The organism is Cognatilysobacter segetis (assembly GCF_004359965.1).
GTDB lineage: Bacteria > Pseudomonadota > Gammaproteobacteria > Xanthomonadales > Xanthomonadaceae > Cognatilysobacter > Cognatilysobacter segetis.
In genome coordinates, this window is record NZ_SMRQ01000049.1 from 1 (window position 1) to 20,762 (window position 20,762).

The window sequence follows — 20,762 nt, forward strand, 5'->3', positions numbered from 1 at the left end:
CGCCCGCACAAGTCACCTGCGCACACTGTCAAAGATCTTCGGACTTCGGCCTCAGCGCCTCGTCCCTTCTTCCCGCCCGGACCGACTTCAGTCCGTCCGAGTGAGCCGCCCATTTTAGGGCAGTTTCGATCACTGTCAACACCCTGTGATCGAATTTTTTTCTGCTTCCGTTTCCTCGACCGGGCTGCCTGGGCAGCGCGTTCTCGTCAGCGGGGCGCGCATTGTGCACATGCCCACGACGTTTGGGAAGAGGAAATTTCGTCGCCCTTTCAATCGTTCAGTGACACTTGACCGCGATCGATCCGGTGCCCGAAGGTCTGGCGCACGTTATAGAGGCCGCGCCATGAACATCCGATTGATACTGCCGCTGGCATTACTGCTGCTGTCGGGCTGCGCAAGCGGCCGCGAACCGTGGGTGGAACTGGGTGGCAAGCGCTACAGCGTCGAGATCGCCGACGACGACGCCGAGCGCGCGCGGCCTGATGTTCCGCGACGAACTGGCGGACGGACACGGCATGCTGTTCCTGCACGATCGGGAGGAGCCGCTCGCGTACTGGATGAAGAACACCAAGAGTCCGCTCGACATCCTCTACTTCGACACGGGGCGTCGGCTGGTCGCGCAGCAGCGCGACGTGCCGCCCTGCACGCTGGGCGATGGCTGTCCGCCCTACCCGAGCAACGCGCCCGCCCGCTACGTGCTCGAGCTCAACGCCGGGGAAGCCGAACAGCTGAAGCTGGACAACGGCGCCGAACTCAAGCTCGGCCCGGGAATTGCGCCCCTGAAGTGACGGCTCAGGCTTCGACCATCTCGAAGTCGTCCTTGGTCACGCCGCAGTCCGGGCACGTCCACGTGTCCGGCACGTCCTCCCATCGCGTGCCCGGCGCAATCCCCTCTTCCGGGATGCCCTTCGCCTCGTCGTAGATGTAGCCACAGACGACGCACATCCAGGTGCGGTAGACGGCGTTTTCTGCAGGAGTCGACATGGGCGGATAATGCGGATGTGCGGGCCCGCATTGTCCCATTCGCTCCTGCCCGCGGAAAGCATGCCTCTTCACCTGCCGTTGTGGCCGCGTCGCGGCCTGTACGCGATCACGCCCGACGACGCCGACACGTCGCGCCTGCTCGCGCGCGTGTCACTCGTTCTCGAAGCGGGCGCGAGCGTGCTGCAGTACCGCAACAAGGCCGCCGGTGCCGAATTGCGCCGCGAGCAGGCCGAAGTGCTGCTGCAGCTGTGTCGCGCACACGGCGTCCCGCTCATCGTCAATGACGACTGGCGGCTCGCGGGCGAGATCGGTGCGCATGGCGCGCACCTCGGCGGGGACGATGGCGACCTGCGCGACGCACGGCGCTCGCTCGGTGACGACGCGATACTCGGCGCGTCCTGTTACGACGACCTCGACCGCGCGCGCCGTGCCGCCGACGCCGGCGCCAGCTATGTGGCATTCGGCGCGTTCCACCCGTCCGGCACCAAGCCCGGCGCACGCCGCGCCGGCATCGGACTGCTGCGCGACAGCGCCGCGTTCGACCTTCCGCGCGTTGCGATCGGTGGCATCACGCCCGCGAACGCGGGTGCGCTGATCGCCGCCGGCGCCGACCTCATCGCCGTGATCGGCGGCCTCTTCGATGCGGACGACCCGCATGCGGCCGCCCTCGCCTATCTCGAATGTTTCAAGGACTCCCACGCATGAACCACACCCGCTCCGAGCAGCTCTTCGCCCGCGCCACCGAACTGCTGCCCGGCGGTGTCAATTCGCCGGTGCGCGCGTTCCGCTCCGTCGGTGGCACGCCCTTCTTCGCGCAGCGCGCGGAAGGCGCCTACCTGTACGACGTCGACGGCAATGCCTACGTGGACTACGTCGGCTCGTGGGGGCCGATGATCGCCGGCCACGCGCATCCGCGGGTGCTGGAGGCGGTCGCGCGCACCATGCGCGACGGCCTGAGCTTCGGCGTGCCGAACGCGCTCGAGGTCGACATGGCCGAGGCGATCACCGCGATCGTGCCGAGCTGCGAGATGGTGCGCATGGTGAACTCTGGCACCGAGGCCACGCTCTCGGCGATCCGCCTCGCGCGCGGCGCGACCGGCCGCACGCGCATCGTCAAGTTCGAGGGCTGCTACCACGGGCACGGCGACAGCTTCCTCGTGAAGGCCGGCAGCGGCGTCATGACGCTCGGCCTGCCCAATTCGCCCGGCGTGCCGGCGGCGCTCGCGGACCTCACGCTCACGCTGCCCTACAACGATTTCGACGCCGCGACCGCGCTGTTCGACGAGGTCGGCCACGACATCGCGGCGCTGATCATCGAGCCGATCGTCGGCAACGCGAACTGCATCCTGCCGCGCGAGGGCTACCTGCAGCACCTGCGCGCGCTGTGCACGCAGCACGGCGCGCTGCTGATCTTCGACGAGGTGATGACCGGCTTCCGCGTCGCGCTGGGCGGCGCGCAGCAGCGCTACGGCATCACGCCGGACCTGTCGACGTTCGGCAAGATCATCGGCGGCGGCATGCCGGTGGGCGCCTACGGCGGCCGACGCGACCTGATGCGGCAAATCGCGCCTGCCGGGCCGATCTACCAGGCCGGCACGCTCAGCGGCAACCCGGTCGCGATGGCGGCGGGGCTCGCGACGCTCGAGCTGATCCGCGCGCCGGGCTTCCACGACGCGCTCGAGCGCAGCACGCACGCGCTGTGCGACGGGCTCGAGGCCGCCGCGCGCGACGCCGGCGTCGCGTTCCACACCACGCGCGCGCCGGGCATGTTCGGGCTGTACTTCCGCGAGGGACCGGTCGAAACCTTCGAGGGCGCCAAGGCGTCGGACACCGCGCGCTTCAACCGCTTCTTCCACGCGATGCTCGAGCGCGGTGTGTACCTGGCGCCGTCGGCGTTCGAGGCGGGCTTCATGTCGAGCGCGCACGGCGACGCGGAAATCGCGAAGACGCTCGAGGCTGCACGCGCGGCCTTCGCCGCGCTCTGAGCCGCGCGCACCGTCGCGTTCGCGCGACGGTGCGCGACCGCGTCAACCGGCGACGAACGCCCGCAGCGCGCGCTCGAGCCGCGCCAGGCCCTCGGCGACGTCCGCGTCGGCGATATTGAGCGCCGGCACGAAGCGCAGCACGTCGGGGCCTGCCTGCAGCAGCAGCAGGCCCTGCTCGACGCAGGCATCGAGGATGTCCGCCGCGCGTCCGGCCCACTCCGGCCGCAGCTGCGCGCCGATCATGAGACCGCGGCCGCGGACCTCGGCGAACAGGCCGAGCTCGGCATCGATCGCCGCCAGCGACGCGCGGATCGCCTCCGCCTGGCGGGCGACGTTTGCCAGCAATGCATCCGACGACAGCTCGCGCAGCGCCGCCAGCGCCACTGCCGCAGCGAGCGGATTGCCACCGAAGGTGGTGCCGTGCGCGCCGAACTGCAGCGTCTGCGCGGCCGCCGGGCCGGCGAGCATCGCGCCGATGGGAAAACCGCTGCCGAGCGCCTTGGCGAGCGTGACGACGTCGGGCTTCACGCCGTAGTCCTGCCAGGCGAACAGCTTCCCGGTTCGACCCATGCCGCACTGGATCTCGTCGAACACCAGCAGCGCGCCGTGGCGGTCGCAGAGATCGCGCAAGGCGCGAAGGAATTCCGGCGTCGCCGGCGTGACGCCGCCTTCGCCCTGCACGGGTTCCACCAGCACCGCGCTGACGTCGCCGCCGGCCATCGCGGCGGTCGCGGCGTCGATGACGTTGAACGGCGCGTAGCGGAAGCCCGGCGGCAGCGGCTCGAACCCTTCCTGGTACTTGGGCTGCGCGGTGGCGGTGATCGCGGCCAGCGTGCGCCCGTGGAAGCTGCCTTCGAAACTGAGGATCGTGCGGCGCGACGGCTCGCGGCCCTGCGCGGCGGCCCAGCGGCGGGCGAGCTTGATGGCGGCCTCGTTGGCCTCGGCGCCGGAATTGCACAGGAACACGCGCTCGGCGAAGCCCGAGGCCTCGACCAGCGCCTCGGCCAGCCGCAGCGGCGGCTCGGAAACGAAGACGTTGCTGGTGTGCCAGAGCTTGCCGGCCTGCGTCGTCAGCGCCTCGATCAGCGCCGGATGGGCGTGACCGAGCGCGTTCACCGCGATGCCGGCGCCGAAATCCACGTATTCGCGGCCTTCGCGATCCCACAGGCGTGCACCGCGGCCGTGGTCCAGCACGATCCGCCGCGGGCGGTAGACCGGCACGTAATAGCGTTCGAACAGCGAGTAGAGCGAGGCGGTGGTCATCGGTGCGACGGGACGGCGACGGCGGAAGCCGTATTCTCGCGCATCACCTCCGACAGGATCGGGATGCGATGCAAGGCCTGATGGATCCGACCCTGAGCCCGGCTGCCGAGACCGGCATGCGCGCGCGCTGGTTCGACATCATCTATCGCCACGACACGCCCCAGGCGCGGCAGTTCGACCTCGTGCTGATCGCGGCGATCGTCGCCAGCGTGACGGTGATCGTGCTCGACAGCGATCCCGAGCTGCACGCGGCGCACGGCACGCTGTTCCGCGCGCTCGAATGGCTCTTCACTCTCGCCTTCACGCTCGAGTACGCGGCGCGGCTCTGGGTGCTGCGGCGGCCGGTGCGCTATGCGGTGAGCCTGTGGGGCGTGATCGACCTGCTGTCGATCCTGCCGCTGTACCTGTCGGTGCTCGTGCCCGGCGCGCAGAGCCTGCTGGTGGTCCGGTCGCTGCGGATGCTGCGGCTGTTCCGCATCCTCAAGCTGACCCAGTACGTCGAGGAAGGCGGCGTGCTGGTCGGCGCGCTCTGGCGCAGCCGGCGCAAGATCTTCGTGTTCCTGAGCGCCGTGCTGACGATCGTAGTGGTGTTCGGCGCGATCATGTACGTGGTCGAGGGCCCCGAGCACGGCTTCAACAGCATTCCCACCGCGATGTACTGGGCGATCGTGACGATGGCGACGGTCGGCTTCGGCGACATCGCGCCGGGCACGCCGCTCGGCCGTTTCGTCACCGCGATCCTCATCCTGATCGGCTACAGCATCATCGCCGTGCCCACTGGCATCTACACGGCCGAACTCGCCTCGTCGATGCGCGAGGCGGGCAGCACCGGCGCGGCGCACGACGATCGCCGCTGCACCGCCTGCGGGCTCGCGCACCACGCGCCCGACGCGCGCTTCTGCCGCGGCTGCGGCGCCCCGCTGGGCTGAGATCGCGCTACCAGACGCCGGTGTTGGCCATCGAGGCCCACGGCTCCGCGGGCGCCAGCGCCTCGCCCTTCTGCAGCAGCTCGACCGAGATCAGGTCGGGCGAGCGCACGAAGGCCATGTGGCCGTCGCGCGGCGGCCGGTTGATCGTGTAGCCCATCGTCAGCAGCCGCTCGCAGCTGGCGTAGATGTCGTCGACGGCGAAGGCGAGATGGCCGAAGTTGCGCGCACTGCCGTAGTCCTCCTCGTCGTAGTTCCAGGTCAGCTCGACTTCGGAGTCCGGGTTCTCGGGCGCTCCCAGGTAGACGAGGGTGAAGCGGCCCTGCGGATAGTCGCGGCGGCGGTTCTCGACGAGGCCGAGGCCGTCGCACCAGAAGCGCAGGGAAGCATCGAGGTCGCGGACGCGGACCATGGCGTGCAGGTACTTCATCGGTTCACCTCAGAGGAACAGGTCGGGCAGCAGCGGTCTGGAAGGATCGACCGCGTAGCGTGCGAAATCGGTGACACCGGCCTCGCGGAGCACGTCCTCGTCGATGAGGAAGCGGCCGGTGCCCTCGCGCGCCGGGCGCGTCAGGATCGCGTGCGCCGCGTCGGCGACGATCCCGGGGCGGCGGCACATCGCGACGTCGACGCCCGGGATCATGTTGATCGCATCGGTCGCGATCACCGTCTTCGGCCACAGCGCGTCGATCGCGATGCCCTGTTCGCGGAACTCGCCGGCGAGGCCCAGCGTCACGAAGCTCATGCCCATCTTGGCGAGCGTGTAGCCGGTATGCGGACCCCACCACTTCGCGTCGAGGTTCGGCGGTGGCGCGAGCGTGAGCACGTGCGGATCGGGCGCCTGCAGCAGCCAGGGCAGGCAGGCCTGCGTGACCAGGAACGTGCCGCGCGCGTTCACCTGCTGCATGAGGTCGAAGCGCTTCATCGGCGTGTCGAGCGTGCCGCGCAACCAGATCGCGCTGGCGTTGTTGACGAGGATGTCGATGCCACCGAAGGCGTCCGCGGTGGCCGCGACCGCCGCACGCACCTCGTCCTCCTCGCGGATGTCGCACTTCAGCGCCAACGGCGTCCCGCCCGCCTGCGCGACCTCCTCGGCCACCGTGTGGATGGTGCCGGGCAGTCTCGGGTTGGGCACGCCGGACTTGGCGACGATCGCGACGTTCGCGCCGTCGCGCGCGGCACGCAGCGCGATGGCGCGCCCGATGCCGCGCGAGGCGCCGGTGATGAGGACGGTCTTGCCGGACAGGGTGGTCATCGGTCGCTCCGGGGCGTCAGGGCTTCGGGCCCTGCCCTTCGTTGTCTTCCCAGTGCAGGACGCGCCGGGTGATGAAGCGGTACGCGCGCTTGCCGGTGGCGAACCACAGCTGCCGCACCCACGAGCGGCGCGCCAGCAGCCGCCGCTCCACGGGCGTCAGCGCGTCGGGGCAATAGGTGCGCTTGTGCTTGAGTAGGTGGCGCAGGTCCTCGCGCGCGAGCAGGCGCATCCACGCACGGCGCGGATGCCCACGGCTGGCGAGCTGGAAGTCGATGATCGCGGGCGAGCCGTCGTCGAGCACCAGCCAGTTGGCTTCCTTCGCCAGGTCGTTATGCGCGAGGCCGCGGCGGTGCAGCCGCTGCAGAAGGCGACGCGCGTCGCGGAAATAGGCGACGTCGCCGCGCGGCGGACGCTGGTACATGGCGGCGCCGCTCATGTAGCTGCGATCGAGCCGGCGTCCGTCCCAGCGCAGCAACTGCGGCACGGCGTCGAGCCCTGCGACCGCCGCGAGCCCGCGCGCCTCGCGCCGCGCCAGCCACCACGCGGGAAGGCGCAGCCAGAGCGGCACGTGCGCAAGATCGCGTCGCACGAAGGTACGCGCGCCCTCGCGCATCAGCGCGATGCGCCCGAAGCTGTCGGCCTTCAGCGCGGCGATCTCGACGGCATCGGCGTCGCGGGAAACGGAGTCCATCGAACCGAGTTTACGCATCGGCGCGGCACCGCCGGCTTCCGCATGCGCCACGGGCGGCGATAATCGGTCGATGACCTCCGCCTGGCTCGCGTCCGCCACCGCCTGGATCAGTGCGCATCCGGTCGCGGCGGGCGCGCTGATCTTCCTGGTCGCGTTCTGCGACGCGGTGATCGTGCTGGGCATCGTGGTGCCGGCGCTGCCGTTGCTGTTCGCGGTCGGCACGTTGATCGGCCTCGGGCACGTGAACGGGCCGTACGCGGTCGCGAGCGCCGCGATCGGCGCCTTCACCGGCGATGGCATGAGTTACTGGATCGGCCGGCGCTGCGGGCCGCAACTGCGCACGCGCGGGCCGTTCGCGCGCTGGCCGCAGTGGCTCGAGCGCGGCGAGGGCATGTTCAAGCGGCACGGCACCAAGAGCATCTTCATCGCGCGATTCGTCGGCGCGGTGCGGCCGTTCGTGCCGGCGATCGCCGGCATGCTGCACGTGCCGACGTGGCGCTACCTCGTACCCAGTGCGGTCGCCTGCCTCGGCTGGGCGATCGCATTCCTCGCCCCGGGCTGGATCCTCGGCGCGTCGTACGAGGCCGTGGAGGCGGTGGCCGACCGCCTCGCGATGGTGCTCGGCGGGCTGCTGGTCGCGATCGCGACCGCATGGGCGGTCGTGCTCTACACCTGGCGATGGTTCGCCGACCACGCGGACGCGATGCTCGCGCGGCTGCTGGCGTGGTCGCGCCGGCATCCGCGCTTCGGTCGCTATGCGATGGCGCTGGTGGATCCGAACCGGCCCGAATCCGCGTCGCTGCTGATGCTGGCCGTGTGCCTGCTCGCGATCAGCTGGGTGTGGTTCTCGCTGGCCGCGCTGCTGCTGGCCAGCGGCGGCCCGCTCGGCCTCGACTACAGCGTGCACGAGGCGATGACCGCGCTTCGGAACCCGCTCGCCGACCGCCTGATGGCGGCGCTCGCCAGCCTCGGCGACGCGCAGGTGCTGGCCCCCGCGGTGGCGGTCGCGCTGCTCTACCTGCTCTGGCGGCGCCGCTGGATGGCGGCCGCGCACTGGCTCGCCGCGGTGGTGTTCGGGCTTGCGCTCACCGCGATGCTCGAGGCCGTGGTCGACATGCCGCGCCCGCCGACCGCGCCGGAAGGCTTCGGTTTTCCGTCCATCGCGGTGACGATGATGACGGTGGTGCTGGGCTTCTTCGCCGTGCTGATCGCGCGCGAACTGCCGGGTCGCCGCCGCGTGTGGCCCTACCTGCTGGCGGGCGTGATGACCACGCTGGTCGGCGTCGCGCGCCTGTACCTCGGCGCGCACTGGGCCAGCGACGTCATCGGCGGCACCCTGTTCGGCATCGGCTGGCTGCTGGTGCTGGGGCTGGCGTACCGGCGCCACGTCGCGCGCTCGTTCTGGATGCGCCCGCTGGCCACGCTCTTCTACGTCACGCTGGCCGTCGCCGCGCTCTGGCATGCCCCGCGGGCATCGGCACCGTTGCTCGCGCGCCTGTCGCCGCCCGAGGCCACGCTGGCGCTGGATGCCGGCGGCTGGTGGGCGAGCGACTGGACGCGCCTCCCCGTGCGGCGCGACGAGCATGCCCGCCATGGCGGCTGGCCCTTGAACCTGCAGGGGGCCGGCGACATCGCCACGGTGCGTCGGGTGCTCGAGGCGCAGGGTTGGCGGGCGCAGCCGCAGGCGGACTGGCAATCGGTGTTGGGACTTCTCGACGACGACATTCCCGCGCCGCGCCAGCCGGTGCTGCCGGCGAGTTTCGAGGGTCGCGCCGAATCGCTGCTGATGGTGCGCGACGGCGTGCGCGCCGACGAACGCTTCGTGCTGCGGCTCTGGCGCGCGCCCGCCGTGCTCGGCGACGGCACGCCCCTGTGGATCGGCAGCGCACAGCGCCTGGTGCTCGTGCGGCCGCTCGATGCGTTCGCGCTGTGGCGACCGCAGGTCTTCACCGACGCCGACGCGACGCCCGCGGTCGACACGCTCGCCGCGCTGCCGACGCGCGAGGGCCGCGTGGACGGCGTGCGCGTGGTGCGGGTCGACGCGCGACGCCGCTGACGACCGTCAGCCGCCCGCCGGCAGCACGCCCTGCGCCTGCAGCAGCTCGACGAACCGGCGCGGCGCGCCGTCGAAGCCGCCGTTCGACATGAACACGACGTGGTCACCCGGATGCACGCGGCTGCGAAGCTCGACGAGCATCGCGTCCACGTCCGGCACGGCGAGCGCGACGCCGCGGATGGCACCCACGACCTTCGTCGGGTCCCAGGAAAGCTCGGGGCGATGCAGGAACACCACGATGTCGGCCTGCGCGAGCGACGGCGCGAGTGCGTCGGCGTGGGCGCCGAGGCGCATGGAATTGCTGCGCGGCTCCATCGCCACGGCGATGCGCGCGTCGCCGACGCGGTTGCGCAGGCCTTCCAGCGTGGTCTCGATCGCGGTCGGGTGATGCGCGAAGTCGTCGTACACCGCGACATCGCCGACGCAGCCCACGCGTTCCATGCGCCGCTTGATGCCCTGGAAGCGCTGCAGCGCCGGGATCACCTTGCGCGGCTCGACGCCGACCGCACTCGCCGCGGCGAGCGCCGCGAGGCCGTTCATCACGTTGTGGCGGCCGAGCAGCGACCACTTCACCTCGCCCAGCTCCGTGCCCCGGTGCAGCACGACGAACGCCGAGCCGTCGGGTTGCGTGAGCCGCGCGGTCCAGTCGAACGGTTTGGCATTCACGTCGGCATCGGCCAGGCCAAACGTCTCGACCGGCGTCCAGCAGCCCATTTCGAGCACTTCGGCGATGCGTGCGTCCTCTCCGTTGACGATCAGGCGGCCGCGGCGCGGCACCGTGCGCACCAGATGGTGGAACTGGCGCTGGATCGCCTGCACGTCGGGGAAGATGTCGGCGTGGTCGTACTCGAGGTTGTTGAGGATCGCGACCGTCGGCCGGTAGTGCACGAACTTGCTGCGCTTGTCGAAGAACGCGGTGTCGTACTCGTCCGCCTCCACGACGAACTCCCTGCCGGTGCCCACGCGCGCGGACACACCGAAGTCGTCCGCCACGCCGCCGATCAGGAAACCCGGGGCGCGATGCGCGGCTTCGAGCAGGAACGCGAGGATGGTCGTCGTCGTCGTCTTGCCGTGCGTGCCGGCGACGGCGAGCGTCTCGCGGCCGGGCAGCACGTTCTCGGCGAGCCACTGCGCGCCGGAGGTGTAGTCCATCTGCGCGTCGAGCACGTGCTCGACGGCGACGTTGCCGCGCGACAGCGCATTGCCGATGACGACCTGGTCGCAGTCCGCGTCGATCCATTCCGGCGAATAGCCGTGGCCGAGGTTGATGCCGAGCTGCTCGAGCTGGGTCGACATTGGCGGATAGATCGCCTGGTCGCTGCCCTGCACGTCGTGGCCGAGCTCGCGGGCCAGTGCGGCGACGCCGCCCATGAACGTGCCGGCGATGCCGAGGATGTGGAGTTTCATGGAATCGCGGCTACCCGAGGTGGTGGCCAACGGCGCGCCTGCTTGCGATCAGCGCGCCGTTCGCCGGATGGACGCCGTCCATGGCGCGACGGCATCGCGTCGGATCGTACGGCCCTGTCGTCCATGACCGGGCGTTCGCCGATGCAACCGACGCCTGCGCGGCATCGGCGCCGTGCATCGGCTCAGCCGACTTCCTTCACCGGCGCGATCGACTCGACGATCCGGTTGAACACGTCGTCCAGCGAGCCCACGCCGTCCACGACCTTGAGCTGGCCGTGCTGGCGGTAGTACTCGACGACCGGCGCGGTCGAGTCGTTGTAGATCTGCAGGCGCTTGCGCACCGACTCCGGCGAGTCGTCCTCGCGGCCCTCGGCCTTGGCGCGGCCGGCGATGCGCTCGACCAGCAGTTCGGTCGGGACGTCCAGGAATACCGCATGGTCCATCGGCTGGCCGATGCGCTCGAGCAGCGTGCCCATGGCGTCGGCCTGCGCGAGGTTGCGCGGGTAGCCGTCGAGGATGAAGCCGCCGCGGGTGTCGGGGCGCGAGAACCGGTCTTCCAGCATGCCGAGCAGGATGGCGTCGGAGACCAGCTCGCCCCGGGCCATGATTTCCTTCGCTTCCAGGCCGAGCGGGCTGCCGGCGGCGACTTCGGCGCGCAGCAGGTCGCCGGTGGAGATGTGCGGTACCTGCAGATGCTCCCTGAGCCGCGCGGCCTGCGTGCCCTTGCCCGAGCCCGGGGCTCCCAGAAGTACCAATCGCATTCGTCGCTCCGAGTCCAGGGAAGCCGGCACGTTCGCGGGCGCTCCACGCCGGGCGCCGCCGATGCCGTCATGATGGAGGCAGCTTACCGCATACCGCCCCGAATCCTGGAATTCCCATGGCCGCCGGAACCCTTCTCTACGCCCAGTCGGGCGGCGTCACCGCCGTCATCAATGCCACCGCTTCCGCCGTGATCGAGAGCGGCCGCCGCTATGGCCTGCGGGTGCTCGCCGGCCGCGACGGCATCCTCGGCGTGCTGCGCGAAGCACTGGTCGACACCACGCCCCTGCCCGCCGCGACCGTGAAGGCGCTCGCCCGGACGCCGGGCGGCGCGTTCGGCTCGTGCCGCTACAAGCTCGGCTCGCTCGAGGCCGACCGCGCGAAGTACGAGCGGCTGATGGAGGTCTTCCGCGCCCACGACGTGCGCTACTTCCTCTACAACGGCGGCAACGACTCGGCCGACACCGCCCTGAAGGTGTCGCGGCTGGCCGCGGAATACAGCTACCCGCTGGTCTGCGTCGGCGTGCCGAAGACGGTCGACAACGATCTTGCGGTGACCGACACCTGTCCCGGCTTCGGCTCGGCGGCCAAGTACACGGCGGTCTCGGTGCGCGAGGCGGCGCTGGACGTCGCCGCCATGGCCTCGACGTCGACCAAGGTGTTCGTCTACGAGGCGATGGGGCGGCACGCCGGTTGGCTGGCCGCCGCCGGCGGCCTCGCCGGCCGCGGGCCGGACGACGCCCCGCACCTCATCCTGTTCCCCGAGCGTCCGTTCGACGAGGCCGCGTTCCTGGCCCGGGTGCGCGAGGTGGTCGAGCGCGTCGGCCACTGCGTGGTGGTCGCCAGCGAGGGGATCCGCACCGCCGACGGCACGTTCGTCGCGGACGCCGGCGGCGGCAAGGACGCGTTCGGACACACCCAGCTGGGCGGCGTCGCCTCGCGGCTCGCCGGCCGGGTCAAGGACGCGCTCGGCTACAAGGTGCACTGGACGCTGCCCGACTACCTGCAGCGCTCCGCCCGCCACATCGCGTCGGAAACGGACCTGAAGCAGGCACTGGCGGTCGGCCGCGCAGCCGTCGAATACGCGGTGAAGCAGCGCAACGCCGTGATGCCGGTGATCGTTCGGGCCAAGGACCGGCCGTATCGCTGGAGCGTCGAGGCGGCGCCGCTGGAGAGCATCGCCAACCACGAGCGCACGATGCCCGACGACTTCATCCGCGCCGACGGCTACGGCATCACCGACGCCGCGCGGCGCTATCTCGAACCGCTGATCCGCGGGGAAGCGCCGCCCCGCTACGGCCGGGACGGTCTGCCGCGTTACGTCGAGCTGCGCCTGGACACCCTGCCCCCGACGCTGCCGCCATTCGCGGCCTGAGCGCCGGTCAACCGCAGGGCTTGCCTTCGATCGCCACCTTCGCGGTGTACGCCGCCGGCGCACCCTTCGAGCCCGCGTTCTTGGCGTCCTGCAGGTAGATGCGCGCGCGGCCCTGCGCATCGAGGTCGGGCGCCGACGTCGCGGACGGCTTGCGCCAGACCTCCACGACGGCCTGCAGGCCCGGGCAGTCCTTCGACGGCACGCGCACGACGTCGTTGAGCTTCCAGCCCTTCGCCTCGGAGGGCTGCGCCTTGGCCGGATCGAGCAGGCGCGCGCGCGCCTGGCAGGTCGGGCTGCTGCGCACCGGCGCGAAGCGGTACGGCGACGCCGCGTTGCCGGTGAACGTGCCTTCCAGCCATGCACAGGCCTCGGGGATCCCGCGGACGAGGTGCGTGACGCCGTTGGCCTGCGGCGCGCCGACGGGGCGCTTGATCTCGGGCGTCGCGGCGAGCGCGGCGGTCGCGGTCAGCGCGAGGGCACTCAGGAGGACGGCATGTCGCATGGGCAAGGCTCCGGTCGGGACGCGGCGAGGCTCGCACGGGCGCGCTGAACCGCGGTTTCACCCGCGCTCCCCGGCGCGCGGCGGTCGACCATCTCGCAACGCAGCATCGACCGTCGAGCTTCCCGTGCCATAGTCGGTCGGTCCGCGCGGCCGGGGCCGGCGGAGCCTGTATTCGCCGTTTTTCCGATGTCCACTTTTCGTACTGGGGAGGGGTTCATGCTGGAGCAACACGGTTTGACGCTGGCGGTGGTCTGCGCCGTCATCGCGATCCTCTACGGGATCATCTCGGCGCGGTGGATCACCGCGCAGCCCGCCGGCAACGAGCGAATGCAACAGATCGCCGGCGCGATCCAGGAGGGCGCCCGCGCCTACCTCAACCGCCAGTACACGACGATCGCGATCGCGGGCGTCGTGCTGCTCGTGCTCATCGGCGTGTTCCTCAACTGGCCGACGGCGATCGGCTTCCTCGTCGGCGCGGTGCTCTCGGGCGCGGCCGGCTACATCGGCATGAACGTCTCGGTGCGCGCGAACGTGCGCACGGCCGAAGCGGCGCGCCGCGGCATCGGACCGGCGATGAACGTCGCGTTCCGCGGCGGCGCGATCACCGGCATGCTCGTGGTGGGCCTCGGCCTGCTCGGGGTGGCCGGCTACTTCGCGATCCTGCACCTGCACATGGGCTACAGCGAGGAAGCATCGCTGCATGCGCTGGTCGGCCTCGCGTTCGGCTCCTCGCTGATCTCGATCTTCGCGCGACTGGGCGGCGGCATCTTCACCAAGGGCGCCGACGTCGGCGCGGACCTCGTCGGCAAGGTCGAGGCCGGCATTCCCGAGGACGACCCGCGCAACCCCGCCGTCATCGCGGACAACGTGGGCGACAACGTCGGCGACTGCGCCGGCATGGCCGCCGACCTGTTCGAGACCTACGCCGTCACGATCATCGCGACGATGCTGCTGGGTGGCCTCGTCGCCGCGGAGGCCGGCGCCAACGCGGTGCTGTACCCGCTGGTGCTCGGCGGCGTGTCGATCATCGCGTCGATCTTCGGCACGTTCGTGGTCAAGGTCGGCAACGGCGGCTCGATCATGGGCGCGCTGTACCGCGGCGTGATCGTCTCCGCGGTGCTCGCGGCGATCGCGTTCTTCTTCGTCACGCAGCAGCTGATGGCCGACTCCAAGTACGGCGCGATGAGCCTGTACTACTGCGCGCTGATCGGCCTCGCGCTCACCGGTGCGATCGTCTGGATCACCGAGTACTACACCGGCACGCAGTACAAGCCGGTGCGGCACGTCGCGCAATCGTCCACGACCGGCCACGGCACCAACATCATCGCGGGCCTCGGCGTGTCGATGAAGTCGACGGCGATGCCCGTGATCGCGGTCTGCCTCGCGATCTGGGGCGCGTACGCGCTGGGCGGCCTGTACGGCATCGCGATCGCCGCCACGGCGATGCTGTCGATGGCCGGCATGATCGTGGCGCTCGACGCCTACGGCCCGATCACCGACAACGCGGGCGGCATCGCCGAGATGAGCGAGCTGCCGCCGGAGGTGCGCGACGTGACCGATCCGCTGGACGCGGTCGGCAACACCACCAAGGCGGTGACGAAGGGCTACGCGATCGGCTCGGCCGCGCTGGCGGCGCTGGTGCTGTTCGCCGACTACACGCACAACCTCGACGTCGCCAACCAGGCGCGCGCCGCGGCGGGCGTCGTGACCGAGGCGACGCGCTTCGACCTGTCGGACCACTACGTGATCATCGGCCTGCTGATCGGCGGCCTGATCCCGTACCTGTTCGGTGCGATGGCGATGGAAGCCGTCGGCCGCGCCGCCGGTGCGGTGGTGGAGGAAGTGCGCCGCCAGTTCCGCGAGATCCCCGGGATCATGGAAGGCACCGGCAAGCCGCAGTACGACCGCGCGGTCGACATGCTGACGAAGTCGGCGATCAAGGAAATGATCATCCCGTCGCTGCTGCCGGTCGCGGTGCCGATCGTGGTCGGCCTGCTGCTGGGGCCGAAGGCGCTCGGCGGCCTGCTGATCGGCACGATCGTCACCGGCCTGTTCGTGGCCATTTCGATGACCACCGGCGGCGGCGCCTGGGATAACGCCAAGAAGTACATCGAGGACGGCCACTTCGGCGGCAAGGGCTCGGAAGCGCACAAGGCCGCGGTCACCGGCGACACCGTCGGCGATCCCTACAAGGACACCGCCGGCCCGGCGATCAATCCGCTGATCAAGATCATCAACATCGTCGCGCTGCTGCTGGTGCCGCTGCTGGGCGGCTGATCGGACCGCGTTCGACGCGAAGGGGCGGCCTCCGGGCCGCCCCTTTTGCTTTCGTTCACGACGCCGCGTTGATGTCGCATTCGCTAGGTTCACCGGCTGTCGCCGCAGCCGCGGCACGTCGAGAAGGACCATCACCGTGCCCGACCGTCCCTGGCAATACTCGCTGCAGAACTCGCTCGGCGTGTACCTGCCGAGCATCCTCGGCGGCATCGCGATCCTCCTCGTCGGCTGGGTCGTCGCGCTGCTGGCGGCCGGCGCCACGCGCCGCGCGCTGGCGGCCATCGGCACCAACCAGCGCCTCGGCGCGCATACCCAGAGCAGCGTCGACTTCCAGCGCATCGCGGGTCGCGTGGTGTTCTGGGCGATCATGCTGCTGGCACTGCTCGGCATGTTCAGCGTGCTGCGCGTGCAGGGCGTGTCCGGGCCGCTGAGCACGCTCGTCACCACGGTGATGCTGTACCTGCCGCGGCTGCTCCTGGCCGTCGCGCTGGCGGTCATCGCCTGGCTGGTCGCCACGGTGGTACGCACGCTGGTCAACCGCACGCTGTCGAGGACGCGGGTGGACGAGCGCCTCGCGCAGGGCGCGGACATGAAGCCGCTCTCGCAGTCGATGGGCAACGTCGCCTACTGGCTGGTGCTGCTGCTGTTCCTGCCGGCGATCGTCGGCGCGCTGCAGATCGAAGGCCTGATGGCGCCGCTCACCGGCATGACCTCGAGCCTGCTCGGCATGCTGCCGAACATCTTCGCGGCCATCATCATCGGCGGCGTCGGCTGGCTGATCGCCAAGGCGGTGCGCGGACTGGTCAGCAACCTGCTGGCCACCACCGGCATCGACCGCTGGAGCGAGCAGCATCCCGATACCCGCGGCCTCAAGCTGTCCGACCTCGGTGGCACGCTCGCTTTCGTCATGGTGATCGTGCCGGCGCTGATCGCCGCGCTCGACGCGCTGAAGATCAGCGCGATTTCGGCACCGCTGACGCGGATGCTCGGCATCTTCTTCAACGCGATTCCGAACCTGCTCGCGGCCGCGGCCATCCTGATCCTGGCGTGGTTCATCGGCCGCTTCGTGGCCAGCCTGGTCGAGCGCCTGCTCTCCGACCTCGGCTTCGACCGCCTGCCCGCGCGCCTTGGCCTCGGCCACGCCTTCCGCGATCCCGAGACCGGCCTGCCGACCACCGGCGGCGCCCCGACCACCGGCTCCGACGTGCTGATGGCGACGACCACGATGGAGCGCGCCGCCGAGGCACAGGGCGGGTTCGCGCCGACCGACGCGATGGCGCAGCAGCCGCCGGCGGCCACCGCGACCGCGACCGCTGCGTTGGAAGCGCGCGGCGGCACGCTTTCCGCGTTCGCCGGCCGGCTGGCGCTGTTCTTCATCATGCTGTTCGCCACCGTCGAGGCCGCTTCGCTGCTCGGCTTCGCGGGCATCAACGCGCTGCTCGAGCAGTTCATCGCGTTCGGCGCCGACGTGCTGCTGGGCCTCGTCATCCTCGCCGTGGGCTGGTGGTTGGCCGACGTGGCCGGCCGTGCGATCGAGCGCGCCAATCCGCAGAGTCGCAGCCTCGCGCGCATCGTGCGTTTCGCGATCCTCGGCCTCGTCACCGCGATGGGCCTGCGTGCGATGGGCGTGGCCGACGACATCGTCAACCTCGCGTTCGGCCTGGTGCTGGGCGCGATCGCGGTGGCCGTGGCGCTCGCCTTCGGCCTGGGCGGCCGCGACGCCGCCGGCAAGATCGCGAACCGCTGGGCCGACGAGTACGTCAGCCGCCGCCCGCCGGATCGACCGTGACATAGGGCGCCGGCGGATGGGGCACCTCGTCGTCCCCATCCGCCGGCCGGGGCCCGGGCTGCTGCAGCGCAGCACGCGGGCCGCTAGAATCCGCAACCCCGCGCCCGCCGACCGGCGGGCGCCTCGTTATCTGGAGCATGCAATGGGCCTGGACCTCGTTCCCACCGGCAAGAATCCGCCGGAGGAGATCAACGTCATCATCGAGATCCCGAAGGATTCGGAGCCGGTGAAGTACGAAGTCGACAAGGAGACCGGTGCGATCTTCGTCGACCGCATCCTGTCCACGCCGATGCGCTATCCCTGCAACTACGGCTACGTGCCGCACACCGTCTGCGGCGACGGCGACCCGGCCGACGTGCTGGTGATCCTGCCGCTGCCGCTGATCCCGGGCTCGGTGATCCGCTGCCGTCCGGTCGGCGTCTTGAAGATGAGCGACGAAGCGGGCTCGGACGAGAAGCTGCTGGCGGTCCCGGTCGACAAGATCTTCAACGGCTACACCCACATCCACGACATCGCACAGGTGTCGCCGCACTGGTGCGAGCGCATCGGCCACTTCTTCGAGCACTACAAGGATCTCGAGAAGGGCAAGTGGGTGAAGCTCGACGGCTGGGGCGACGCCGCCGAGGCGAAGAAGATCCTGCTCGAGGCGATCGAGCGCTACGACGGATCCAGCGAGAAGCCGAAGTACTGATCACCGCACGGGCGCCGCGAGGCGCCCGTCGCGTTTCAGGCCTCGGGGCGCAGGGCGAACTGCCCGATCGTCGCCATCATCGCGCCGTGCCAGCCGAGTTCGTTGTTGAGCACGAGCGGTTGGCTCACCGGCGCGACCGCTGACAGGTAGCGCGCGAGCGCATCGCGATACCGCGGATGCCCCGCCGCGTCCTCGCCGAACTCGAACCATAGGCCCTGCCACTCGCGCGCAAACCGCCCAGACAGCTCGTGCACGGCGCGCGCCGCCGGATGCGGCACGAGGTGCGAGAACAGCAGGCCGAACAGCGAGTTCATTTCCCAGGGACTCATCACCACGGGGATGTTGCGCGTCTCCAGGGCGAACGACGCCACGCCAGGCACCGGCGCGACCGGTTCGGGCGCCCAGCCGGGCTTGGACTCGCCGTAGGCACGGCCGCGACCGACGAGCTCCCAGAAGCGACCGCCGCCGACGGTGTCGATCACGAGGTGGACGCGCTCCTCGACCGCATCGTTGAGCACGCGGTGCTGGCGCCAGGTGTCGAAGATCCAGCACTCGCCCGCCGCCATGTTGACCGCCACCCCGCCGCATTCGAAGCGCACGGTCGGCTGCGTCAGCACCGGCACGTGCACGCGTACGCGCTCGGACCAGTAGTAGTGCTGGTCGGCGTGGCGCGTGACCTCGGCATGGCCGGACAGGCGCATCAAGCGGCTGCGGCCAACCGTCGCGCCGATCGACGCGAACACCTGGCTCAGGTACGGCGAGCGCTCCAGCGCCGGCGTGGGACGCATCGCGCCCGCGAACGATTCATCGTCGGGATCGCCGTCGACGGCCACCAGCGGCAGCATCGAATTGCCGGCGAAACCCTGCGGATGCGGCTTCCACAGCGATCCGCCGAGGGCGCGGATCTCCTCCGCGAGGAGTTCCGCATCGAAGCGGAGCGGCAACTGGACGAACGGCGAGTGCAGTTTCATGGGGGCGACGGTCCGGCGAGGCGCCATCGTACACAGCGCGCGCAGCGCGCCGGCCGGCCTCTCACCGGCAGGCGGCCGCGGCGCGGTCGGCGAGATCGCCGCGGGCCGCGAGCTGGCGCTCCACCTCCGCCTCGTGGCGGCGCCATTTGTCCGCACCCGGCGCCGACACGGTGTAACGCGATAGCGGCAGCGAGGCATCCAGCGGACGGTCCCAGTCCAGGTCCGCCCACGCGCAGATGCGCTGCAACTGCGCGACCGGGTCGGCCAGCAGGTCCGCATAGTCGACGCCGAGCCGCCGCTCGGCCGGCACCGCGTCCAGGTCATCGAGCAGCGTGCGCATCGTGGCGTCCCACTGCGCGCCGACGATCGCGTCGAGCGGCTGGCCGGCGAGCGCCTGCCAGCCCGGCACGAGCAGCAGCGACCACGGCGGCCCCTGCCAGCCCGGCAACTGCGGATAGGTGACGAATCGTCCCGACCGCCAGCTCTCGATCATGCTGGCGATCACCTGCCGCGGGTCGCGGTGCAGGTACAGGAACCGCGCCTCCGGGAACACCGCGCGCAGGAACGGCAGGCGCAACGCGTTCTTCGGCGTCTTCTCCAGCATGCGCACGCGGCGCACGGCGTCGATGCGATGGCCATCGCGATCGTGCAGCTGATCCAGGAACCGGTTGCGCAGCGCGAGCGCCACCGCGGGCGTGGCGTCCGCGGCGGACAGCCGATTCGAGTCGAAACCGTGCGCCGCGGGCGCGAGCGACGCGATGCCCTCGATCAACGCGTGGCTCTCGTCGCCGATGGACACCGCCCCGCGTGCGCGCGTCAGCGTCTCGAACAGCAGGGTCGATCCCGCACGCGGCGGACTCACGATGAACACGGGGCGATCGAACTGCGGATCGACGGCGTCGGGCGCCGGTTCGCCGCGCGGCGCCCGGTCGACGAGCGGCGCGAATGCCTGGCGATCCAGCGCGTCGAGCACGCCCAGTCCGTTGCGCAGTCGCAGGCGCTCGGCACCGGCATCGACCAGCGCCGCGCGCGCCTGCGCCACGGCCTGCGCGAGCGCCGCCGCCGGCGCGCCCTCCGCCCATGCGGCGCGCGCGATGCGCACGAGCGACGCGAGCGATGTACGGATGCGCGCGTCCCGCGCCGCCTCGGGTGCGTCGGACAGCACTTGGCCCAGCGCGGTGTCCAGCTCCCACGGATCCATCGGCGCGGGAACGCCGTGTTCGACGCGGAGGTGGCCTGAGGTCGTGCCCGTCGCGGGGCCCGGCTCGGGCACGCCGGCAATGTCGGCCAGCACGATCCAGCCCGTCTCGACGCCGACGTTGGCGATGCGGTGCCGCCGCCAGGTGTCGAGCAGGCCGGGTCGCCCGGCCCGCGCGAGGATGCGTTCGCCCTCGCATTCGACGAGCAGGTCGCCGTGCAGCGGCAGCACGACGCGCGCGTGCTGGCGTCCGTCGCGACTGGCGTCGACCCGTGCCGGCGTATGCGCGCCGGGCGCGTAGCACTCGACCGACACGCGCGACCACGGTCCGCCCAGGCGCGCCAGCCACGCCGCCAGCGCGGGCGCCGCCGCGATGCCGGGATCGCCCGGCGCCAGCAGCGACCGGCAGCGGATCATCGCGCCGCCCACGCCGTCGGCGGCGCGCCACGGCGATGCGTCGGCGGCGAGCTCCGCCCGGATCCGCCCGGCATCGACGGGCGCGTCGAGCGGCACCCAAGGGCGCGGCAGCTTCACGCGCCGCCTCCGCGCCGCACCTGCGCGCGCGGGACAGCCGCGGGCCTCGCGCGACGGCCGGTCATGCCTTGCGGTAGACCTCCGCGCCCTGTGCGCGGA

At 71.0% G+C, this 20,762-nt stretch carries 18 protein-coding genes and 1 pseudogene; 9 read left to right on the forward strand and 10 right to left on the reverse strand.

All coding sequences use genetic code 11. The annotated features are described in order from the left end of the window. Positions 1–343 precede the first annotated feature (343 nt). Positions 344–788, forward strand: a pseudogene (locus E4F61_RS10835) (DUF192 domain-containing protein). 4 nt (positions 789–792) lie between these two features. Here the strand turns inward: E4F61_RS10835 and E4F61_RS10840 are convergent. Then, the gene (locus E4F61_RS10840; protein ID WP_133479678.1) at positions 793–984 is read right to left on the reverse strand and encodes a rubredoxin; all 192 of its coding nucleotides are present in this window, start codon (positions 982–984) and stop codon (positions 793–795) included. A 60-nt stretch (positions 985–1,044) separates the two neighbouring features. Here E4F61_RS10840 and thiE point away from each other — a divergent pair, with 60 nt between their 5' ends. Together thiE and hemL are read left to right on the forward strand one after the other, a co-directional pair. Then, positions 1,045–1,689 (forward strand): thiamine phosphate synthase, encoded by a 645-nt coding sequence (thiE, locus tag E4F61_RS10845; protein ID WP_133479679.1) that lies wholly within the window; start codon positions 1,045–1,047, stop codon positions 1,687–1,689. Beyond that, positions 1,686–2,969, forward strand: a complete 1,284-nt coding sequence (hemL, locus tag E4F61_RS10850) for a glutamate-1-semialdehyde 2,1-aminomutase (RefSeq protein ID WP_133479680.1) — start codon at positions 1,686–1,688, stop codon at positions 2,967–2,969. Before thiE ends, hemL begins: the two co-directional genes overlap by 4 nt. A 42-nt stretch (positions 2,970–3,011) precedes the next feature. On the opposite strand, the gene E4F61_RS10855 is transcribed toward hemL, so the two are convergent. Beyond that, the gene (locus E4F61_RS10855) at positions 3,012–4,232 is read right to left on the reverse strand and encodes an aspartate aminotransferase family protein (RefSeq protein WP_133479681.1); all 1,221 of its coding nucleotides are present in this window, start codon (positions 4,230–4,232) and stop codon (positions 3,012–3,014) included. Between the two features lie 68 nt (positions 4,233–4,300). On the opposite strand from E4F61_RS10855, the gene E4F61_RS10860 reads away from it, so the two are divergent. Then, positions 4,301–5,161, forward strand: a complete 861-nt coding sequence (locus E4F61_RS10860) for an ion transporter (RefSeq protein ID WP_133479682.1) — start codon at positions 4,301–4,303, stop codon at positions 5,159–5,161. Positions 5,162–5,168: 7 nt separating this feature from the next. Here the strand turns inward: E4F61_RS10860 and E4F61_RS10865 are convergent, their stop codons facing one another. From E4F61_RS10865 to E4F61_RS10875, 3 genes are read right to left on the reverse strand one after another with little or no spacing between them, the layout of a single operon-like run. After that, positions 5,169–5,588, reverse strand: a complete 420-nt coding sequence (locus tag E4F61_RS10865; protein ID WP_133479683.1) for a VOC family protein — start codon at positions 5,586–5,588, stop codon at positions 5,169–5,171. A gap of 9 nt (positions 5,589–5,597) precedes the next feature. After that, positions 5,598–6,413, reverse strand: a complete 816-nt coding sequence (locus E4F61_RS10870) for an SDR family oxidoreductase (RefSeq protein WP_133479684.1) — start codon at positions 6,411–6,413, stop codon at positions 5,598–5,600. A 16-nt stretch (positions 6,414–6,429) separates the two neighbouring features. Further along, entirely contained in the window at positions 6,430–7,104 is a 675-nt protein-coding gene (locus E4F61_RS10875; RefSeq protein WP_133479685.1) for a protein kinase family protein, read from the reverse strand. 70 nt (positions 7,105–7,174) lie between these two features. Here E4F61_RS10875 and E4F61_RS10880 point away from each other — a divergent pair, with 70 nt between their 5' ends. After that, on the forward strand, positions 7,175–9,160 hold the full coding sequence (locus tag E4F61_RS10880; protein WP_133479686.1) for a bifunctional DedA family/phosphatase PAP2 family protein: 1,986 nt from the start codon (positions 7,175–7,177) through the stop codon (positions 9,158–9,160). Between the two features lie 6 nt (positions 9,161–9,166). On the opposite strand, the gene mpl is transcribed toward E4F61_RS10880, so the two are convergent. Together mpl and E4F61_RS10890 are read right to left on the reverse strand one after the other, a co-directional pair. After that, complete coding sequence (gene mpl / locus E4F61_RS10885; protein WP_133479687.1) at positions 9,167–10,567, reverse strand: UDP-N-acetylmuramate:L-alanyl-gamma-D-glutamyl-meso-diaminopimelate ligase; 1,401 nt, start codon at positions 10,565–10,567, stop codon at positions 9,167–9,169. A gap of 182 nt (positions 10,568–10,749) precedes the next feature. Next, entirely contained in the window at positions 10,750–11,328 is a 579-nt protein-coding gene (locus E4F61_RS10890; protein ID WP_133479688.1) for an adenylate kinase, read from the reverse strand. Between the two features lie 116 nt (positions 11,329–11,444). Here E4F61_RS10890 and E4F61_RS10895 point away from each other — a divergent pair, with 116 nt between their 5' ends. Then, positions 11,445–12,701 (forward strand): 6-phosphofructokinase, encoded by a 1,257-nt coding sequence (locus E4F61_RS10895; protein ID WP_133479689.1) that lies wholly within the window; start codon positions 11,445–11,447, stop codon positions 12,699–12,701. A gap of 7 nt (positions 12,702–12,708) precedes the next feature. On the opposite strand, the gene E4F61_RS10900 is transcribed toward E4F61_RS10895, so the two are convergent. Continuing rightward, the gene (locus tag E4F61_RS10900) at positions 12,709–13,203 is read right to left on the reverse strand and encodes a hypothetical protein (RefSeq protein WP_133479690.1); all 495 of its coding nucleotides are present in this window, start codon (positions 13,201–13,203) and stop codon (positions 12,709–12,711) included. 216 nt (positions 13,204–13,419) lie between these two features. Here E4F61_RS10900 and E4F61_RS10905 point away from each other — a divergent pair, with 216 nt between their 5' ends. The 3 genes from E4F61_RS10905 to ppa all read left to right on the forward strand — a co-directional run bounded on the left by E4F61_RS10905 (position 13,420) and on the right by ppa (position 17,960). Further along, complete coding sequence (locus E4F61_RS10905; RefSeq protein WP_133479691.1) at positions 13,420–15,480, forward strand: sodium-translocating pyrophosphatase; 2,061 nt, start codon at positions 13,420–13,422, stop codon at positions 15,478–15,480. 136 nt (positions 15,481–15,616) lie between these two features. Continuing rightward, entirely contained in the window at positions 15,617–17,269 is a 1,653-nt protein-coding gene (locus E4F61_RS10910; RefSeq protein WP_133479692.1) for a mechanosensitive ion channel, read from the forward strand. 142 nt (positions 17,270–17,411) lie between these two features. Then, on the forward strand, positions 17,412–17,960 hold the full coding sequence (gene ppa, locus E4F61_RS10915) for an inorganic diphosphatase (protein WP_133479693.1): 549 nt from the start codon (positions 17,412–17,414) through the stop codon (positions 17,958–17,960). A gap of 35 nt (positions 17,961–17,995) precedes the next feature. On the opposite strand, the gene E4F61_RS10920 is transcribed toward ppa, so the two are convergent. Together E4F61_RS10920 and E4F61_RS10925 are read right to left on the reverse strand one after the other, a co-directional pair. Then, entirely contained in the window at positions 17,996–18,931 is a 936-nt protein-coding gene (locus tag E4F61_RS10920; RefSeq protein WP_162301472.1) for an aspartyl/asparaginyl beta-hydroxylase domain-containing protein, read from the reverse strand. Between the two features lie 61 nt (positions 18,932–18,992). Then, positions 18,993–20,663 carry a sulfotransferase family protein gene (locus tag E4F61_RS10925; protein ID WP_133479695.1) on the reverse strand — a complete coding sequence of 557 codons (1,671 nt, stop codon included), beginning with the start codon at positions 20,661–20,663 and terminating at the stop codon, positions 18,993–18,995. Positions 20,664–20,762: the final 99 nt, after the last annotated feature.

Excerpts from the sequence above, each read along its gene's own strand:
- E4F61_RS10840 (WP_133479678.1), bottom strand. The coding sequence starts at position 984 with ATGTCGACTCCTGCAGAAAACGCCGTCTACCGCACCTGGATGTGCGTC.
- E4F61_RS10920 (WP_162301472.1), bottom strand. The coding sequence starts at position 18,931 with ATGAAACTGCACTCGCCGTTCGTCCAGTTGCCGCTCCGCTTCGATGCG.
- E4F61_RS10900 (WP_133479690.1), bottom strand. The coding sequence starts at position 13,203 with ATGCGACATGCCGTCCTCCTGAGTGCCCTCGCGCTGACCGCGACCGCC.
- E4F61_RS10880 (WP_133479686.1), top strand. The coding sequence starts at position 7,175 with ATGACCTCCGCCTGGCTCGCGTCCGCCACCGCCTGGATCAGTGCGCAT.
- thiE (WP_133479679.1), top strand. The coding sequence starts at position 1,045 with ATGCCTCTTCACCTGCCGTTGTGGCCGCGTCGCGGCCTGTACGCGATC.
- E4F61_RS10870 (WP_133479684.1), bottom strand. The coding sequence starts at position 6,413 with ATGACCACCCTGTCCGGCAAGACCGTCCTCATCACCGGCGCCTCGCGC.
- E4F61_RS10875 (WP_133479685.1), bottom strand. The coding sequence starts at position 7,104 with ATGGACTCCGTTTCCCGCGACGCCGATGCCGTCGAGATCGCCGCGCTG.
- E4F61_RS10895 (WP_133479689.1), top strand. The coding sequence starts at position 11,445 with ATGGCCGCCGGAACCCTTCTCTACGCCCAGTCGGGCGGCGTCACCGCC.
- ppa (WP_133479693.1), top strand. The coding sequence starts at position 17,412 with ATGGGCCTGGACCTCGTTCCCACCGGCAAGAATCCGCCGGAGGAGATC.
- E4F61_RS10890 (WP_133479688.1), bottom strand. The coding sequence starts at position 11,328 with ATGCGATTGGTACTTCTGGGAGCCCCGGGCTCGGGCAAGGGCACGCAG.
- E4F61_RS10855 (WP_133479681.1), bottom strand. The coding sequence starts at position 4,232 with ATGACCACCGCCTCGCTCTACTCGCTGTTCGAACGCTATTACGTGCCG.
- E4F61_RS10860 (WP_133479682.1), top strand. The coding sequence starts at position 4,301 with ATGCAAGGCCTGATGGATCCGACCCTGAGCCCGGCTGCCGAGACCGGC.
- mpl (WP_133479687.1), bottom strand. The coding sequence starts at position 10,567 with ATGAAACTCCACATCCTCGGCATCGCCGGCACGTTCATGGGCGGCGTC.
- hemL (WP_133479680.1), top strand. The coding sequence starts at position 1,686 with ATGAACCACACCCGCTCCGAGCAGCTCTTCGCCCGCGCCACCGAACTG.
- E4F61_RS10905 (WP_133479691.1), top strand. The coding sequence starts at position 13,420 with ATGCTGGAGCAACACGGTTTGACGCTGGCGGTGGTCTGCGCCGTCATC.
- E4F61_RS10865 (WP_133479683.1), bottom strand. The coding sequence starts at position 5,588 with ATGAAGTACCTGCACGCCATGGTCCGCGTCCGCGACCTCGATGCTTCC.